The sequence below is a fragment of the Propionivibrio sp. genome, from assembly GCF_016790145.1.
In the GTDB taxonomy this organism is placed as follows: Bacteria; Pseudomonadota; Gammaproteobacteria; order Burkholderiales; family Rhodocyclaceae; genus Propionivibrio.
Genome location: NZ_JAEUOI010000204.1, coordinates 1 through 17,785, shown reverse-complemented (window position 1 = coordinate 17,785; position 17,785 = coordinate 1). Strand labels below are relative to the sequence as shown.

The window sequence follows — 17,785 nt, the reverse complement described above, 5'->3', positions numbered from 1 at the left end:
TCATGTCAAACGTTCTGTTTCAATCACAAACCGGTCTTTGGCAGCTTCGCGTCGGGATACAGATTGCGCAGCACCCGCTCGATTGCCCAGGCTGCGCATCGTCCAAATGCTTCTTCCAGGTGGCGACGTTCAAGCTCCGCTCCGCCTTGGGCAAGCTTGTGGAGATCGGCCGAATCACCCTGGATCGCTCGCTGAACTTCGGAACGCCAGTGTTCAGGATGCTCGGATCGGCTCCACTCGCCGCGGCCCCGGCCGAAATGTGCGACCGCAAGGTAGAGAAGCAGGCTGTCGGAGAAGAATCGCTCGATTGATTCCTGATTCCAGCGCACGACGTTACCGTCCTTGCCAGTCATCTGGTTATAGCCCTTGGCCACGCCAGCGAAACCAAGCCCTCCGAGCACTGCACCGGCGATCGCTCCGGCACCCAGGGTGAGGCCCCCTGCCATCAGGTCGGCCGCCAGGCCGGAAATCGCTCCCGACACTACGGCGCCAACCACCGCAGCGCTGCCTTCGCTGATCTCCTCGTCGATCGAAAGATCCTGTTGAACGCGGTTCAGAATCTCCCTGGCCGCCTCACCCTTGAGACCGTTCAGTTCGATGAGCTGATCTGTCAGCGATTTCATTGCGACTGCGGCACGTTCTGCCAGTCGCTCCATCGCCCTCGCCTCGGGCGGCACATCTTTTTCGTCAGACCGCCCGAACTTGCGCGCCATCGCCTTGAGCTTGCCGCTTAACCCATCGCTCTCGAATCGCTCGCTGTCCGCTGCCAAAGCGGCAAGGAATTTCCCGATGGCGGCAACCGACAGCCGGTAGTCATTGATCCGTTCGGCGGTCCAGGACATCTGAAGCGCTTCGAATGCGGCCTTTTTGGAGTCCGGTATCGCCCTGCCGATCATCTCGAAGAGGGCGATCTCCTGAATCCAGCAGCGAGCAAATGCATCCATCGGCAGGATCCCGAAAACGCAGGGGAAGCGCTCCATATACTGGCGCCACGCAGCCTGATCCTTTTCCTCGGCGTCTTTCGGGCGCGGTCGCCCCATCTGGTTTAGCAGGACCAGGACCGGCTTCTCGACCCATGAAAGGATTTGCATCTCCGCCTCGACATAGGCGACGGCCGATGGTGATTCCGAGGCATTGACCAGATAGAGGACCACATCAGCCTGTTCCCGCACATTCTTCATGGCCTGTTGGCTTGACCACAGGGGCCTGGACATCCAGCGATCCCAAACCTCCGAAAGGAACCAGCCGACAGGGTTTCCGCGCTGGCTCAGACGTTTGGCAAGCCGGACGCTGTCGCCGAAACCAGGGGTATCCCAGAGGGTGAGTGAAGCAGACTGACTGTCCTGTATCAGCAGATGGGGCTCGGACAACGCCGTCACATGCGGCCTGTCTCCGATCTCGCCGATATCCATTTTCAGCAGGGTGCGGGCCAGCGTGGTCTTGCCGACGTTGGTATGCGAGACGAGGCTCAGGTTGATCGAGAGGTTCTCGCTACTCATGGTGACCACCGCCTGCTTCCGCCCATGCCGACTCGAAGTTCCGGCGCAATTCATCGCTACCCACCTCGGCCAGATCACCGATGACGCAAGGCACACCGCAATCCGCCAGAAAGCGGCGCCAGAGCTTCGTCCGCTGTTCCACCCGGTCGCCTGTGCTGCCGAAGCGCGCTTTGAATTCGCGGCTATCGACGAGTGAAATGACGGAATGTCCGGTCGGCACCTCACGTTTCAGCGCCTTGAGGAAGACGCCGTGATTCTCACTTTCCGGGGTCGAAGCCAGATCGAACAGCGCAAGATGGATCGAGTCCCGGCTTTTTGAGGCCAGCACCGGCATGTCGTCTTCCCCGCCAAATTGAACCGTATCCAGAATCCTGACAGTGCCTGGTGTGCCAAAAACGTCCTGCACGACTTGATTGAGCACGATAGCCGACTCGGGGAGAAGCGCTTTGGCATAGGGAATGACGACAACATCCCTGTGCTTCCTGGCGAACCTTGCCGCCAGTTTCTGGAAGTAGCCGCGTGTCAGGTCGATGGGGAACCGACGTTCGATCATCCTCAGCCGAAAGGTGGCGAAGGAGGCCAGGGCAAGGCGCGGCAGAATTACCAGAACAATGGCGAGGAACGCCAGGAGATGAAGCCAGGGACGGGCACCGACCAGGCCGCCGCCTGCCGAGAAGCGCATCAGTTCGACAGTCGATGGGTCCGGTGCGGCAAGGCCAAAAGTGATCGGCATCCAGTTGAAAAATGCGGCCAGGGCCGCGCTGATGTCGGGCGCGTCCAAAAGCGTGCTTTCCCAGCCGACACGATATTCGGTGTAGAACCCGCGCGAATAGATGGCCACGATCAACCCGAACACGAACATGGCCGCCGCCAAATGGAACACCCGCTCGACCCGCGCGCTTGTAACCGGAAGGCACATTCTGGCCCAGTCCGCCTGACAACGCACGCTCAGTGAAATCATCTCAGCGATCTGCTGGTCACGACCGGCTTTCGGATGGCCGGAAAGTCTCCTCTCCAACCAGCGCCGGACCCAACCCTTGAAGCCGAAAAGTCCCAGGACGGGGCGCAGGAGAAGAAGCCAGGCATAGATTGCCAGGTTCCAGACGATGATCGCAACGAACGGCAGAGCCAGGAGATTGACTTGCCTGGAATCGCCGATCTGATCGGTGAGGATTCCAGCAATCAAGGCGAGCAAAATGATCGCCCACCCGAAAAGCGTGCCCTGGTAGCGTTTTTCCAGTGCTCGCTCCAGATCCGGGCGACGATCGGAGATACGCTGCCAGGCGATGCGTGCCCGGGCATCGATAAAGCGCTCGACGGGCGCGGCATCTCCCAGCTCCTGGGTGGCGAGGCGGGTTGCCCAATCCGCATCGTCGCCTGACCAGAACTCTGTCCCGGCAGACGAGGTTTCAATCGTCCTGACAAAGCTGACGATCTTTGCGCTTGATTGTTTCATGGAAAATTCGTCTGGTTCAGAAGTGAGTCGTTCCCTCGACACTGCTCGATGATATCTGATCCATCCCGAGTTTGGCTGGATGCCTGTGCACCTCCAGAACTGTGCACCGTACTCAGTTCGGATCTACATTAAGGCTCGCGAATGGATGTGCAAGCAACTTCAGCAAGACGACGTCGCTTTCGAGCGCAGCCACCAGGCGATTGATTTGAGCCCGGCTGTAGCCGCTGGTTTGCTGCAGGTACCTGCGCAGCGGCCCAAGTTCGCGTTTGTTGCGGCCGGGGTAGTCAAAGCGCTTGAGTACCCGTCTGTTGTGCGCATAACGCACGCTATCGTCGCCTGCCGCCGAGAACTCAATCGATTTGCTGGCATAGAGAAACTGCTCGATCTGCTCAATCGTGGTCAGCCGTGCTTCGTTCATGTTGATCACCATGCTTGTGATGATCGACCCATTTTCAATTCATACTCAATTTCTTTCCCTCAGGCTCATTTCTGGGTGGAAATACGCGCCTCGCTCAGGCTCATACCACATTGGACAAGGCTGACCCTAGCCAGTGGATGTATAGGCTGCTACCATCCGCGCTCCGACAATGCGTTGTAAACAGGTGATTTTCAATGTCGTCAGAGGCACTTGTTGTCTGCCATGAATGCGATCTACTGCTGCGCGAAGTGCCCCTGGAGGCCGGCGGCGTGGCGCGCTGTACGCGCTGTGGCTGTAATCTGTATCGTCACCAGCCGGAGGGGCTTGAGCGCAGTCTGGTCTTCGCGCTGACGGCGCTGGTTCTGTTTGTCATCGCCAATTCCTTCCCGATCGTGAGCATGAATTCGCGCGGCCTGACCAGTTCTACCACCTTGCTCGGCGCCGTGAGTGTGCTGCTGCGCGACGACATGCCGAGCGTCGCCCTGCTCGTTTTCGTCACCACTTTTCTGATGCCGGCACTGGAGATCGGCGCACTGATCTATCTTCTCCTGCCGCTTAAACTGGGGCGCGTGCCGCCCGCCGTGCCGCGCGTGTTCCGATTGTTGCACGCTGTGCAACCGTGGAGCATGGTCGAAGTGTTCATGCTGGGCCTGCTGGTGACGATCAGCAAATTGGCGGCCATGGCCTCGGTGGTGCCGGGCATTGCGCTGTGGTCCTTTGTTTTGCTGATGTTTGCAGTGTCTGCTGCCGTGGCCGGGTTTGATGTGCGCATTTTCTGGGCGCGCGTGGGAGCCTTGCGATGAATGCCGCATCGGCGCTTGTCACCGGGGCTTCGGCAGGCGTGCTTGCGTGCCACACCTGCGGACTGACGCAGCGTGCTGCGCCTGAAGCGCACGGGCTGGCCTGTGGGCGCTGCGGTTCGAGCCTGCATTTTCGCAAGCCGGATAGCATTTCACGTGCCTGGGCCTTGTTGATCGCCGCTTATGTGTTGATTGTCCCCGCCAATCTGTTGCCGGTGATGCAAACGGGATCGCTTTTCGGTAGCGAGAAAGATACGATCCTGAGCGGGGTGATCTATCTGTGGACCTCGGGTTCGCAGCCGCTGGCGATCATTTTGTTTATCGCGAGCATTGCCATCCCGGCCGCCAAACTTCTCTCCCTGACCTTTCTGCTGGTTTCGGTACAGCGTCGTTCGCTGTGGGCGCCACGCGAACGAACCCGGCTTTACCGTGTGGTTGAGGCCGTGGGGCGCTGGTCGATGATTGACGTTTATGTGGCCGCCATGCTGACCGCGCTGGTACAGTTTGGCAGCTTGATGTCGATTCGTGCCGGCAGTGGTGCGATTGCCTTTGGTGCGGTGGTGGTACTCACCATATTTGCTGCGGAGAGCTTCGATCCCCGGCTGATCTGGGATTTGGCAGAACCCGCAGAACCCGCAGAACCGGAAAGTAATTTGGAGAACGTGAATGACTGATCAGCGGCTAGAATCTGACCTGCCGAACCTGCCCGCGGCCGTATCCAGGCCAAAGAGGCGCTGGGCGCCACAGTTTATCTGGATCATCCCGATCGTGGCGGTGCTGGTCGGCGCCGGGCTGGCGGCCAAGGTGATTCTTGAACGCGGCCCGACGATCACCATCAGCTTCAAGACGGGCGAGGGGCTTGAGGCGGGTAAAACCCACGTCAAATACAAGGACGTCGATATTGGTCTGGTCAAAACCGTGGCGCTGTCGGATGACCACAATCAGGTGATTGCGAGCGTAGAGCTGAACAAGGAAGCGTCGGATTTTCTTCTCGAAGACACGCGTTTCTGGATAGTCCGGCCACGCATTACCGCGAGCGGCGTAACCGGCCTCGGAACCTTGCTGGCCGGGCCTTATATTGCGGTGGATATTGGCGAGTCGACGAATAAACGGGTTGATTTTGTCGCACTGGATGTGCCGCCTATCGTGACGGCGGATACCCCGGGGCGGGAGTTTGTGCTGCGTGCTGCCAACCTGGGTTCCCTCGATGTCGGGGTGCCGGTTTATTTCCGCCGGCTGACGGTTGGCGAGGTCGTGGCTTACGATCTGGACAAGGACGGCAAAGGGGTGACAATACGGGTGTTTGTACATGCACCCTACGACAAATACGTAACGAACGACACCCGCTTCTGGAACGCGAGCGGCGTCGATGTGTCACTCAGTGCGGCAGGCTTGCAAGTGCAGACCGAATCCTTCGTATCCATTTTGATTGGCGGTATCGCTTTTGAGGCGCCTTCCGCGCCGAGCAGTGAAATCATTCCCGCCAGCCAGGAGAAACCGGCAACGGCGGCGTCCGCTTCGTCAACGGCTGCCGACGCGGCGCCAGTCGAGCGCGCCGAGAAGGATGCCGTATTCCAGCTCTTTGCCACCCGCGGCGAAGCCATGAAACGCCCGGATGCACATACCGAGCGCTTCGTGATTGTTTTTAAACAATCCGTTCGCGGCCTGTCGGTCGGCGCGCCGGTTGAATTCCGCGGGATCAATATCGGCGAGGTCATCAGCATCCATACCGAGTTTGAGCCGAAGATCTTTGATTTTGTGCAGCCGGTCGAAATCTATCTCTATCCTGAGCGTTTGCGTGCAAACTCGCGTACCGGTGGTGCCGAACTTCCAACACCCAAAACAAGAGCCGAGCGTATCAAGCGGGATCAGTTGTTCATCGAAAAGGGCTTTCGCGCTCAATTGCGCAGCGCCAATCTGCTCACCGGGCAACTGTATGTCGGCGTTGATTTCTTCCCCAAAGCGCCAAAAGTCAAATTCGATGCGAGCAAGTTTCCGATCGAGATACCCGCCATTCCGGGGACTTTCGACGAACTGGAGGAAACCGGCGCCAGAATCGTCAAGAAAATGGATGTCCTGCTCGGCAACATGGATACGCTGATCAAACGCCTCGATGCCGAAACCGTTCCCGAGCTTAACCAGACGCTGCTTGAGGCCAGGCGTGCGATGCAGCACGCCGAGAACGTGATGGCCAGCGATTCGCCTTTGCAGACCGATCTGCGCGACGCCTTGCGCGAGTTGACGCGAACTGCGGCCTCGATAAAAACACTGAGCGATTCCCTTGATCGTCAACCGCAATCGCTGATCTTCGGCAAGCCGCCAGAGGAGTCCAAAAAATGAAATCACGTTCAGTCACTGTCGGTCTGCTGGTTTTACTGTTGTCGGCGTGCAGCAGTTCGCCCAAAACGTCTTACTACACCCTGAGTGCCGCACCCGCGCCCTCCGCCCCCGTAACCAGCACGGGAACCAGCGTCATTGTCGGGCCGGTGAGTTTGCCCGAGTCGGTCGACCAGGCGCTGCTGGTGGTACAGAACGGCAATAACCAGGTCAGCATGAGCGAATTCCACCGTTGGGCCGGTTCGCTCAAGGGCGATATTTCCCGTGTGATCGCAGCCAATCTGGCTAACGATCTGGGCACCACACGGGTGTGGAGTTACGCACAAAGCATGCAGACGAAAGCGGACTATCAGGTATTGATCGATGTCCAGTCTTTTGACGCCCGACTCGGCGAAGTGGTCGTCCTTGATGTGCTGTGGACCATTCGGCCCTCGGCAAGCCCTGCGGCCAGCGTGACGCCCGCCAAGGCCGGCGGAAAACCCGCCGAAACAACACCGCTCGCATCACCCGTCCTGCCCAGGAGCGGGCGCACCCTGGTGCGCGAAGCAGTGTCCGGTGCCGGTTACGAACCTCTGGTGGCCGCGCAAAGCCGTGCACTCATGCAAGTGAGTGCCGATATTGCCAGGGCGATCCGCTAAGAAATCACAGAATAAATCCACTGCCGGGCTTGTCTCGTGCCTGTCCATGCCAGTGACTTATTGCTGCGCTCCGAAGAAGTCTGAAACTGCCGTCATACCGGCGAAAGCCGGTATCCAGGGTGTTGCAACCTCGCCTGCTCAGGTCACTCTATCCCGTGTTCACCGGCATTCCAGATCCCATGCTTGACGAGCCTTGCGCTCGGTGGGCGCTGCCTGCGAGCATGGCGAAGGCGGGGGCACCGCTTGCTGGCGCACCGGCAACTTCTGGAGTGCTGGCCAGAATAGCTCGGGCAGGCGAGCTTCGAGCGGCGCATGCAGCACGTAGCAGAACCCGATCAGCCAGAGCAGGGTGAGGCTGGTGGTGATCAGCGGCTTGCCGGGTAGCCAGCGGCGTAGTCCGCGTTCGATCAGCCAGGCGGCAGCGCTGCTGCCCACTATCCCGACCAACAGCCCGCAAAAGGCCCAGAAGCCGGCGAAAACGAGCGGTGCGGCGGTATCGGTATTCAGACCCGGCTGGCGAAAGTAAACATGGAAGCCGACGGCCGCCCCGGTCAGTGCGCCGGGCAGCGGCCAGCAGAGTTTCAGAAAGCCGGCGGCCAAAGACTGTTTGGGGCGGCCCGGGACGGAGCCGGGCTCGGGCTGGGCGGGATCATTTTCTGCCATCGGATTTCCTGACTTCGGTCGGGTTGTCAAACAGCATCCCGGCCTGCCCGGCACGGTGCTCCACCCTGTCGCGCAATTGAAGTTCGCAGAGCGGACTTCGCTCACCCGGTTTAAGTTGAAGGGTCTGGTTGATGCCACTGCGCAGGGTCAGCCCGGACAGCGGCAGCAGGCGTCGGCCTGGATCTGCAGGTAATGGGCTGACTTCGATCAGTACCATGCTTTGCTGCCGATTGCTCCAGCGAATGTGCGCCCCCAGCCAGTCGCCGCTGGCGCTGCTGACGAGCACCGTGCCATTGCCATCGGGCTGCAAGCGGATGTAGCAGAACAGGTCATCAGCGCCGATGCCGATCCAGTCCCCGGCGAAAAAGCCGGGATGGTTATCCAACGGCGGCGTCAGCGCCGGGCTGGAGCTTGCCCCCAGCGCGGCGAGGAGTGAGAACAACAGGCGCAGCCAGGTCATCGGATTAGCTTTCACAAATATTCAGCCGCCTCGATTTTGCCATTAATTCAAGCTATAAAAACGGTTTGAAGGAAATGCAAAGTTCCAATGAACATGTCAGGCGTGATCGCGCCTGAAGAATCCTCCTGGCGCGGCCTGCGTTGTAACCGTATGTGCAAATTCGACCACGGCACTGCCTTTATAGATGTCCATCCTGACGGCCTGCCTGGCGATGATCCTACATAACAATCTGTGATCCCAGCTCGACCACCCGGTTCGACGGTATCTTGAAGAAGGCCGTAAGGCTGCTGGCGTTGCGGAACATGGCGGCGAACAGCAAGACGCGCCAGTAGCTCATTTCCTTTCCGAAGCCGGCAATCAGCGTTTCCCGGCCAAGGAAGAAAGAGGTATCCATCATGTCGAATTGCAGCCCGAAATGGGCGCAAAGAGCGAGCGCTGCCGGCAGGTCCGGCTCGTCCTTGAACCCGTACTGGACGGTGATTTGCCAGAAACCCTGGCCGAGGGCGGCGACTTCAACGCGGTCGATCTCGGGAACATAGGGCACGTCGAAGATGCGGATGGTCACGATCATCATCCGCTCGTGCAGCACCTTATAATGCTTGAGGCTGTGCAACAAGGCGCGCGGCACGCCTTGCGGCCTGCCGGTCATGAAGATGGCCGTTCCGGGAACGCGTGTGGCGCCGCCGAGTGCCAGGCTTTCGATAAAGGGGGCCAGTTCAATCGCATCCTGTCCCAGCTTGTCGTGCAACAGCGAGCGACCGCGCTTCCACGTCGTCAACAGGGTAAAAACGGCGAGGCCAAAGATCAGCGGGAACCAGCCGCCGTCGGCGATCTTGATCGAATTGGCGGAAAAAAAGGCCAGATCGATCAGCACAAAGGGCAGTACGCCCAAGATGGCGTGCCAGAGTTTCCAGCCCCACAGCCAGCGGGCGACGGAAAAGGCCAGCAGATTGGTGATCAGCATGGTACCGGTGACGGCAATGCCGTAGGCCGCGGCGAGACGGCTAGACGAGCCGAAGCCAAGAACCAGCGCGATCACGGAAACAAGAAGCATCCAGTTGATTGCCGGCAGATAGATCTGGCCGATTTCACTGTCGGACGTGTGTTCCACCTTGAGCCGTGGCGCATAACCGAGTTGCATCGCCTGCAGGGTGATCGAAAAGGCGCCGGAAATAACCGCCTGAGAAGCAATGACGGTGGCGAGGGTCGATAGTGCCACCAGCGGAAAAAGCGCCCACTCGGGCGCCAGCAGATAGAACGGGTTGGCGACGGCGGCCGGGTTGCTCAGGAGCAGTGCGCCCTGTCCGAAATAGTTGATCAGCAGCGAGGGCAGCACCAGCGCGAACCAGGCCAGTTGAATCGGTTTGCGCCCGAAGTGCCCCATGTCGGCGTAAAGCGCCTCGCCACCGGTGAGTACCAGCACAACTGCGCCGAGCGACAAGAAACCCAGTCTCGGATTATCCACAAGAAATGAGGCGCCCCAGTACGGATTGAGCGCCCGAATGACATTGGGTTCAGCGACGATATTGAGGGCACCCAATACCGCCAGAACGCTGAACCAGAGCAGCATCACCGGCCCGAACAGTTTGCCGACGCTGGCCGTACCGCGCCGCTGGATGACAAAAAGAAAAACCAGTACGACCAGCGCCAGCGGGATGACGAATGGCTTGAATGCCGGCGTGATGACCTCCAGCCCCTCGACCGCCGAGAGGACGGAGATGGCCGGAGTCACCACGCCGTCGCCATAGAACAGCGCCGCGCCGAACAGGCCGAGCATGCCAATGATAGAACGTCGCCACGAGCCTTCTTTGCTGTTGCGCAAGGCCAGTGCCATCAAGGCCATGATGCCGCCTTCGCCCCGGTTGTCGGCACGCATGATGAATAAGACGTACTTGCCGGTAACCACCACCATCAAGGACCAGAGCACCAGCGACAGAATGCCGAGTACGTTATCCGTGGTGATCGGTACCGGATGGTGGGTACTGCCGAATACCTCCTTCAGCGCATAGAGCGGGCTGGTGCCGATGTCGCCGTAGACGACGCCCAGCGCCGCCAGTGCCAGGGCGTTGAAGCGGGTCCGGTCAGCCGGGCTTGAATGGCTCATTGAATGTCCTGATTAGCCATGAAATTCAACTCGCGGCACGAGGACAGGCTTCGTGCCACGGGTTGTAAAGAGATTCAACATGACCTTCTGGTGGATCGGCTGAATTTCACGGCTGGAAGCGATAACCCACCCCGGTTTCGGTTAAAAGATACTTCGGTTGCGTCGGGTCGTCTTCCAGTTTCTGGCGCAGATGACCAAGGTAAACACGCAGGTAATGATTGCTCTCGACACACGATGGCCCCCAGACCTCGCGCAACAGATGGCGCTGGGTCATCACCTTGCCGCTATTGGCCAGCAGTACGCAGAGCAGGCGATACTCGATCGGCGTCAGATGCAACGCATCGCCCTTCCGGGTCACCGCGCGTCGTGAGAAATCGACGCGCACGTCGCCGAATTCCATGATCGGCGTCGCGCCCTCGCCATCCCGACTCTGCCGCCGCAAGAGCGCGCGCGCTCGCGCACGCAGTTCGCCAACGCCAAACGGCTTGGTCAGGTAGTCGTCGGCACCGACATCCAGCGCCTGGATTTTGTCCTTCTCGTGCGCACGTGCCGAGAGCACAAGAATCGGCACATCCGACCAGCCACGCAGATGGCGGATGAAGTCGATGCCGTTGCCATCGGGCAGGCCAAGATCGAGCACCACCAGATCGGGCTTCTGTTGGCCAGCTTCAATCAGACCCTGCGCTGACGTTGCCGCCTCAAAAACGCGGCAGCCTTCTCCTTCCAGTGCCGTGCGAACAAAGCGGCGGATCAGCTTTTCGTCCTCGACGACAAGGACTGTCGCGGCACGCTCGCTGACTCGCTCAGTGACTTTTGCGCTCACGGATTGCACGACTGACGACCGTCTTCCTGAGCAAGGACTTCCTCTTCGATGCGCGGCGGTTCGCCGAGCGGCAGAGAAAACGTGACGCAGGCCCCCCCTTGCGCACGGTTGGCCGCCGTGATCGTCCCCGCATGCGCTTCGACTATGGCGCGGCAAATGGCCAGCCCCAGCCCGACCCCCGGCGTGGACGACTCAGGCTGGCCACGGACAAACATCTCGAACACGGCATGATCTTTATCCACGGCAAAACCCTGGCCACTGTCGGAAACAGCGACTTCAAGCTTACCGTCACGGAGGTGCACGGCGATCTCGATGGCTAAACCCGGTGGCGAATATTTCGCGGCGTTTTCCAGCAGGTTGCAGAAAACCCGTTCGATCAGCACGGCGTCGAACTCGATCAGCGGCACGTCCTTCGCCAGCGATACCTTGACCGGATGCTCGGCCAGCGCGCGACCAAGCAGCTTGATGCTCGACCCGATGACCTCCTCGATCGGCTGCCACTCCTTTTGCAACGTCACGTCACCGGCATTCAGGCGGGCCATGTCGAGCAGATTGCCGACCAGACCGGCCAGCCGTTCAGCCTGCTCGCGAATGGCCTCGGCCGTCTCCAGCGCGGCTTCAGCGAGCGGCGGCTTGCTGATGGTCAGCGAATCCGCGAGCCCGACCAGCGCCGTCAGCGGGGTGCGCAGGTCATGCGAGAGGGCGGAAAGTATCGAACTGCGCAGTCGTTCCGAGACGATCTGCACCTGCGTGTTCTGGGCCACATCGACGTAGTGCACGCGCTCGACGGCAATGGCCACCAGCGAAGCCATCGTTTCCAGCCGCTGCTGCTGAGTGTGCAGGAATTCCGGCGCCAGCCCGCTTTCGCTCGACGCCACCGCGACCACGCCGCGCACGCGCTGCGACGCCTTCAGCGGCAGATAGAGCTCGGCATAGCCGCTGTCGGCCAGTTGCACGCAATCGACCGGTTTGCCCCCGTCATAAGCCATGATCGCCAGCCGCGGCTCGATCTGGAGACGGGCAGATTTCTGGCCGGAACAGGCTTGCAGACGGCCCGTGCTGTCGGGCAGCAGAATCGTGGACTCGGCGTTCAACACCTTGTGCAGGAAGTCGCGCGTGATATCCACGACCTGTTCGAGCATCAGCGCGCCGGACAGGTCGCGCGCCATTTCGTACAGCGCATGCGTACGCAAGGCCTCCGCAGCCGATTCATCGGCCTGCCGGCGCAGGCCGGCGGTCAACTGGCCGGTGATGATCGCCACCGCCAGCATGACGGCGAAGGTAACGAGATACTGACCGTCATGCACTTCAAACGAGAAGCGCGGCGGTACGAAAAAGAAGTCGAACATCCCGACGCTGACAAATGCGGCAAGCAGGGCCGGGGCCAGACCAAGGCTGACACCAATGAGCAGAACCGTGAGCAGGAACAGCATCACGATATTGGCCAGATCCAGATACTTGAGCAGGGGGGTGGCGATCAGCGCTGTAGCCGCGCAGGCGAGCAAAGCCAGGGCAAATCGCTGCCAGGCGAGGAGGGAAGGAAAGGCACCGACAGACGGCTTCGGGACGAACGACATGGTTTGGGTAACCTGAACAATTTGCCGGGTTCGCCAATAAACCCGGCCTCAGAGGCGGTGCATTAATGGATAAAACCTCCCAAGCCGTGGCCCGAGGCCAGGCTTCGCGCTCTTTCCGGCGAAAGCCGGAATCCAGTCACTGCCACTGATATCCATAAATAAAATCAGATAAACGAACTGGACCCCGGCTTCCGCCGGGGTGACGAGCGTGGAAATCAGGCACTAATGATTTATTCACAGACTCTGATGTCATTGTCCCGCGACGAACGTAAAAATGGTGTAAAAATTGGTTGGTTCGGGCAGTGCTTAAGTCACCCTTGCTACGCCAGTCAATCGGCGATCCTGGCATCGCCTACACACTACCAATGCGCCGAAAAATGGCCAGATCAGGCCGCGATCAGCTCAAATGAAAACTGCGGGATATCGGCACGGTCGCTGGCGTGCTCGATGGTCATTGCCACGATCTGCCCCGAGGCATCGACATCGAGCAAGGTGTTTTCGTCGAGATCGCGCGTTTCGCTGATCTCACCCTTGCGGAATTCGATGTAAAGCGTATCGGTGTCCTGAAAATACTTGATGTTCATGGCGAAAAACTCCGATCAAAAAAAGCGTTGTGAACCGTTTCACCGTCGTCAAGCAAGACAACCCGCAAGAACCTGCCTTCGGCCTCGTCGATACGTTTCCAGCGCCGGATGCGGCCATCTTCCTGCACGAACTCATGTTCGGGCGACAACACCACGCGCGCTATCCATTCCAAAGCAATCGGCGAACGATCCGGCCGCTGCCGCGTAAGAAGGAAGTATTGCGTGTACTTCATGGTACGAGTTTAGTCAGTATCAAGGGCATTGCGCAATCAATCGCTCGCGCTCAGCAATTCGCCCTGCCGCCGCAAGCGGCCCAAGGCTTCGAGGGTGTCGACGATTTGCGGCAGGCGTTTTTTCCAGGCGCCTTTGCCGGTGAAGCGGGCGGCGAGATCGGCGGTGCTGAGTGGCAGGGGCGACGCGGCCAGCACGCGGATAACGGCGGCGACCTGCTCGGGCAAGGTATTCGGCCAGGAGGCGCGTGCCATGGCCATCTCCGGCAGGGCAACGCCATCCACCGCGTCCTGCCTTGCCGGTACGGCATAGTCGATGGCGATGACCGATTGCTGCGGCCTCCCGGCCGGGTGCTGATAGTCCGGGCGCAACCAGCGGACCTGGCCTTGCGCTTCTTCGGCGGCACGTTCGGCGTTGAGCGCGACGAGGCGGACGAGCAGGGTTTCGCTGGCGGCTTCCTTCAGCACCGGGTCGGCCAGCGGCGCGGCGAGGTCGCCCCAGCCGTAGGCATCGAGCACGGCGGCGTCGAGTTCGTCGTGCAGGGTTTTCAGCACGCTTACCAGACCGTGCTCGTGGATGGTTTTTTCTTTTGCGTTGAGCGCTTCGCCGCTGCGCAGCTTTCCGAGCACGTTGTACATCCCGGTCAGCGTCAGGCTGGCGTGCGCGGCCTGCTGACGCTTGCGATGCGCGTCGAGTTGCTCGGAGAGGTCGCGTATGCGGGTGGCTTGTTCGGGCGTGGCGGCGGGAAAGGGGAAAGGTTCGAAGCAGCGGGATTTGTTATAACGCGGTCGATCTTCCAGCGTGCCACCGGCAGCAAGCGCCCAGGAAACGTGAACGCACGAGGACAACACGCCAAGTTGGATGGCATCGTCGCTAGCGATGCAGACAAGCATGTTGTCCGGTGCGATGTCGGCTTCGAGGAACTGGAAGGTTCGATGCTTGGCGGTTTCGACTGTGGCGATGTAGCGCGGCAGACCAGTCAACTGAGAGCGCAGTTTCGGGTTTTGCTCTCCGAACAGCCACCAGTTGAGGCGACGACTTTCTCGGTTGTTGTTGTCGCGTTCGGGTTTTACCCGTTCGAGCACCCATTGAAAAGTCGCCGGATAACAAGCGCGAACTTCCTCTGCGGTGAGTCCGAAAAGATCAATCACCTTCACGCCACGTGGCCGTTCGGTCAGATCACGACCGTTGCGGTAAGCCTTGATCGGCGCGTTGGCTTCGAGGCGGATGGCATCCTCTGGCGGTACGATAAAACCAGCGCCAAATAGGCAGAAGCCACGATTGCTCAATTCAGTGTTGGCTCGCAACGCCCTCGCCGCCGCCACATTTGCTCCGATCCGCAAATCGGCATGCAGCAGTCCGAGCTGTTCCTGCAACGTCACGTCCAGCCCTTCGCCCTTGCCTTCGCGCTCGTCGGTCACGCTGAGCAGGCGACCTTCGACGTTATCGATCGTGCCGACGGTCATGGCGATACGCACTGCCGCACCGTCGGCGCTATCGACCCACGGGTGGTCGGGGATGGCGAAGGCGAGCGCCACGCCTTGATCCAGTGCGCCCTGCACGACGCGGCGGTTGAAAGTCTGCTTGAGGCTGTTGGTGGTGATCAGGCCGAAACGCCGAACCTCGCCTGTGGCGACGAGTTGCGCGGCGTGGTGCCACCAGAACATGACGAGGTCGGCCGATTCGGGAACGTCTTGCCAGGTGTTGCGCAGGGCGTCGACGTAGCCGTCGCCGAGCGCGGCACGCATGCTGGCGGCACCGATGAAAGGCGGGTTGCCGACGATGTAGTCGGCCTGCGGCCATTCGGCGCGGCGCGGGTTGATGTAGCGCTGCAAGGACTGGCGGTGGTTTTCGTCGGGCACCGGCTCGCCGGTTACCGGGTGCGTTTTCATCGTCACGCCGTCCCAGCGGCTGACCGGTACGCCGTGTTCATCAAGCACGCTTTCGACGCCATCCCAGGCCAGCACCGCATCGCGGCATTCGACGTTTCTGAAGTCCTTGAGAATCGGCTGCGGCGGCAGGCCGCTGCCGTTGGTGCGGAAGTGCCATTGCAGATAGCCGATCCACAGCACGAGTTCGGCGATGGCGGCGGCGCGCGGGTTGAGTTCGAGGCCGAGGAACTGGTGCGGGTCGACGCTGAGGCCTGCGGCTTCGAGCCGTTGTTGTCCGGCGCCAAAAGCCTGCATCTGGTCGAGCACTTCGCCTTCGAGGCGCTTCATGTGTTCGAGCGTGACATACAAAAAATTCGCCGAGCCGCAGGCCGGGTCAAGCACGCGCACCTGGCACAGGCGGTGGTGAAAGGCGTCGACTTCGCTGCGTGCCGCGTCGAGCCTGCCTTCGTTGGCCAGCAGCAGCGCGGCGGCCTGCACGTTGCGCCACTGCTCGCGCAGCGGCTCGACGACGGTCGGCAGGACCAGGCGTTCGACGTAGGCACGCGGCGTGTAGTGGGCGCCGAGCGCGTGGCGTTCGCCGGGCGACAGCGCGCGTTCGAGCAAGGTACCGAAGATGACCGGTTCGACCTGCGTCCAGTCGGCGCTTGAGGCTTCGATGAGCAGGCCGATCTGCTCGCGGTCGAGCGCGATCACCTCGGGCTGTTTGAACAGCTTGCCGTTGAAGCGTGGCAGCGTTGCGCGCAGCACCACGGAGAAGCCGCCGCTGTCCATCTCGCGCCACAGCGCGGCGAGCAGGGGGACGAATTGCTGCGGGTTGCCGTGCAGCGTTTCGAGCAGTGCGGTGAAGGTGCCTTTGCCGTTCTGCCGGGGCAGCAGGCCGACGTCTTCGGCGAAAATCGAGAACAGGCAGCGCGTCAGGAAGCCGGCGACGAGTTCGGGATGGTGGCCGGCGCCTTCGAGCGTTTTGGCGATTTTCGCCAGATGCCCGGCGATCTCGCGCGTCACTTTGGCCGAGGCGCGCGCGGGATCCAGCGCCAGCGGGTCGAGCCACAGTGTTTTGAGGCGGGCGCGGATGCTTTCGTCGGCGGGGTTGCACAACTCGGCCAGTCTGATGCGATGCGAGCGCGGGTCGGGGAACGGCGTGTAGGTGGCGCCGGAGCAGGTGAAGTCGGCGTACAGCTCGATGACGTGGCCGACGTCGATGACGATCAGGAAGGGCGGTCGGCCCTCCTCGGCCGGCAGCGCACGGGCATAGTTTTCGGCCTGAGCACGAGCGCGCTGCATGGCGTCGTCGAAGCCTTTGGTTGCGGCACCGAGCTTGATCTTCTTGGTTTCGAGCACGCAGGTGCGGCGCCGGTAGCAGTCGATACGCCCCATCGAGGTGCTGCCGTCGCCATGGTGAAAGGTGATACGCCGCTCGAAGACGTAAGCGTTGTCCCGCGTATCCTCGCGCGCCGGATCGGGCGACGGCACGCCAAGCAGCTTGCACGGGTCGGTGACGAACAACTGGTAGTTGGCCAGTTCGGAACCGTCGGCATGCTGCCAGCGGGCGAGGAAGGCTTCCGGGGAAAGAGTCATGGGCCGGAGTATGCCATAAGGGAGCCGGCGAGGCGGTTTTGTCAGGTTTGCGCAGGGCAATTGCATCAAACTACATCCACCGCGAAGGCGCGAAGGACGCGAAGATTTCGCAAAGAAAATCAAAGGCGATTAATACATTTTGGCTTTCTTTGCGTTTCCTTTGCTTCTTTGCGGCTCTGCGGTGGACTTTGAAGTTTGGTGCAATTGCCCTCGGTTGCTACCCCGATTGTTTGTGGGGGAACGCACAGACGATTTTCCTGTCATCATTGAACCTGCCCCTTTTGCAGGATTGATTGAGACTTGCCATGACACACTCCCCGTTCGCTACACTTTCGCGTTTTTCCTGCCCCAATCTCCCGAACCGTCCGGACGCGCTGTTCCACTCGCTGCCGGCGCTGGCACGGGCCGGCGTCGGCAACATCTCGCGCCTGCCGGTCTCGTTGCGTATCGTGCTTGAGGCGCTGCTGCGCCACTGCGACGGCAAACGGGTGAGCGAACAGCATATCCGCGAACTGGCGAACTGGCAGCCGAACGCGCTGCGTAGCGAGGAGATTCCTTTCGTTGTCGCCCGTGTTGTCCTGCAGGATTTCACCGGGGTGCCGCTGCTCTGCGACCTGGCCGCCATGCGTCAGGTGGCGGTGGCGCGTGGGGTCGATCCGCGGCGCATCGAGCCGCTGGTACCGGTCGATCTGGTGGTCGATCACTCGGTGCAGGTCGATTACTAC

General features: G+C 60.7%; 16 protein-coding genes. 5 read left to right on the top strand and 11 right to left on the bottom strand.

From position 1 onward, the window contains the following. Positions 1–23: 23 nt before the first annotated feature. The 3 genes from JNM42_RS16595 to JNM42_RS16585 form a co-directional block, all read right to left on the bottom strand. On the bottom strand, positions 24–1,499 hold the full coding sequence (locus tag JNM42_RS16595) for a DUF3482 domain-containing protein (protein ID WP_294272755.1): 1,476 nt from the start codon (positions 1,497–1,499) through the stop codon (positions 24–26). Then, the gene (locus JNM42_RS16590) at positions 1,492–2,955 is read right to left on the bottom strand and encodes a DUF2868 domain-containing protein (RefSeq protein ID WP_294272753.1); all 1,464 of its coding nucleotides are present in this window, start codon (positions 2,953–2,955) and stop codon (positions 1,492–1,494) included. Before JNM42_RS16590 ends, JNM42_RS16595 begins: the two co-directional genes overlap by 8 nt. A gap of 112 nt (positions 2,956–3,067) precedes the next feature. Continuing rightward, the gene (locus tag JNM42_RS16585; RefSeq protein WP_294272751.1) at positions 3,068–3,373 is read right to left on the bottom strand and encodes a hypothetical protein; all 306 of its coding nucleotides are present in this window, start codon (positions 3,371–3,373) and stop codon (positions 3,068–3,070) included. A 194-nt stretch (positions 3,374–3,567) separates the two neighbouring features. On the opposite strand from JNM42_RS16585, the gene JNM42_RS16580 reads away from it, so the two are divergent. The 4 genes from JNM42_RS16580 to JNM42_RS16565 are packed head-to-tail and all read left to right on the top strand — an operon-like array spanning position 3,568 to position 7,148. Next, positions 3,568–4,176 (top strand): paraquat-inducible protein A, encoded by a 609-nt coding sequence (locus JNM42_RS16580; RefSeq protein ID WP_294272747.1) that lies wholly within the window; start codon positions 3,568–3,570, stop codon positions 4,174–4,176. After that, on the top strand, positions 4,173–4,847 hold the full coding sequence (locus JNM42_RS16575) for a paraquat-inducible protein A (protein WP_294272744.1): 675 nt from the start codon (positions 4,173–4,175) through the stop codon (positions 4,845–4,847). The genes JNM42_RS16580 and JNM42_RS16575 overlap by 4 nt, the downstream gene beginning before the upstream one ends. Continuing rightward, entirely contained in the window at positions 4,840–6,513 is a 1,674-nt protein-coding gene (locus JNM42_RS16570) for an MlaD family protein (RefSeq protein WP_294272741.1), read from the top strand. The genes JNM42_RS16575 and JNM42_RS16570 overlap by 8 nt, the downstream gene beginning before the upstream one ends. After that, positions 6,510–7,148: a PqiC family protein gene (locus JNM42_RS16565; protein WP_294272738.1), complete on the top strand. Its 639-nt coding sequence runs from the start codon at positions 6,510–6,512 to the stop codon at positions 7,146–7,148. Before JNM42_RS16570 ends, JNM42_RS16565 begins: the two co-directional genes overlap by 4 nt. A 159-nt stretch (positions 7,149–7,307) precedes the next feature. Here the strand turns inward: JNM42_RS16565 and JNM42_RS16560 are convergent, their stop codons facing one another. From JNM42_RS16560 to JNM42_RS16525, 8 genes are all read right to left on the bottom strand, one after another. Beyond that, entirely contained in the window at positions 7,308–7,811 is a 504-nt protein-coding gene (locus JNM42_RS16560) for a hypothetical protein (protein ID WP_294272736.1), read from the bottom strand. Then, positions 7,798–8,271: a hypothetical protein gene (locus JNM42_RS16555; protein WP_294272734.1), complete on the bottom strand. Its 474-nt coding sequence runs from the start codon at positions 8,269–8,271 to the stop codon at positions 7,798–7,800. Before JNM42_RS16555 ends, JNM42_RS16560 begins: the two co-directional genes overlap by 14 nt. Positions 8,272–8,488: 217 nt before the next feature. Beyond that, positions 8,489–10,375: a potassium transporter Kup gene (locus tag JNM42_RS16550; protein ID WP_294272731.1), complete on the bottom strand. Its 1,887-nt coding sequence runs from the start codon at positions 10,373–10,375 to the stop codon at positions 8,489–8,491. Between the two features lie 106 nt (positions 10,376–10,481). Further along, a complete protein-coding gene (kdpE, locus tag JNM42_RS16545; protein ID WP_294272728.1) occupies positions 10,482–11,198 on the bottom strand; it encodes a two-component system response regulator KdpE in 717 nt (238 codons plus the stop codon). Next, entirely contained in the window at positions 11,195–12,775 is a 1,581-nt protein-coding gene (locus JNM42_RS16540; protein ID WP_294272725.1) for a DUF4118 domain-containing protein, read from the bottom strand. The genes kdpE and JNM42_RS16540 overlap by 4 nt, the downstream gene beginning before the upstream one ends. Positions 12,776–13,161: 386 nt before the next feature. After that, a complete protein-coding gene (locus tag JNM42_RS16535) occupies positions 13,162–13,359 on the bottom strand; it encodes a DUF2283 domain-containing protein (RefSeq protein WP_294272722.1) in 198 nt (65 codons plus the stop codon). Then, entirely contained in the window at positions 13,356–13,592 is a 237-nt protein-coding gene (locus JNM42_RS16530) for a hypothetical protein (RefSeq protein ID WP_294272719.1), read from the bottom strand. The genes JNM42_RS16535 and JNM42_RS16530 overlap by 4 nt, the downstream gene beginning before the upstream one ends. A gap of 36 nt (positions 13,593–13,628) precedes the next feature. After that, complete coding sequence (locus tag JNM42_RS16525; protein ID WP_294272717.1) at positions 13,629–17,060, bottom strand: DNA methyltransferase; 3,432 nt, start codon at positions 17,058–17,060, stop codon at positions 13,629–13,631. A gap of 305 nt (positions 17,061–17,365) precedes the next feature. Between JNM42_RS16525 and JNM42_RS16520 the strand changes: the two genes are divergently transcribed. Then, the coding region (locus JNM42_RS16520) for an aconitase family protein (protein ID WP_294272712.1) at positions 17,366–17,785 on the top strand (420 nt) is incomplete at its 3' end.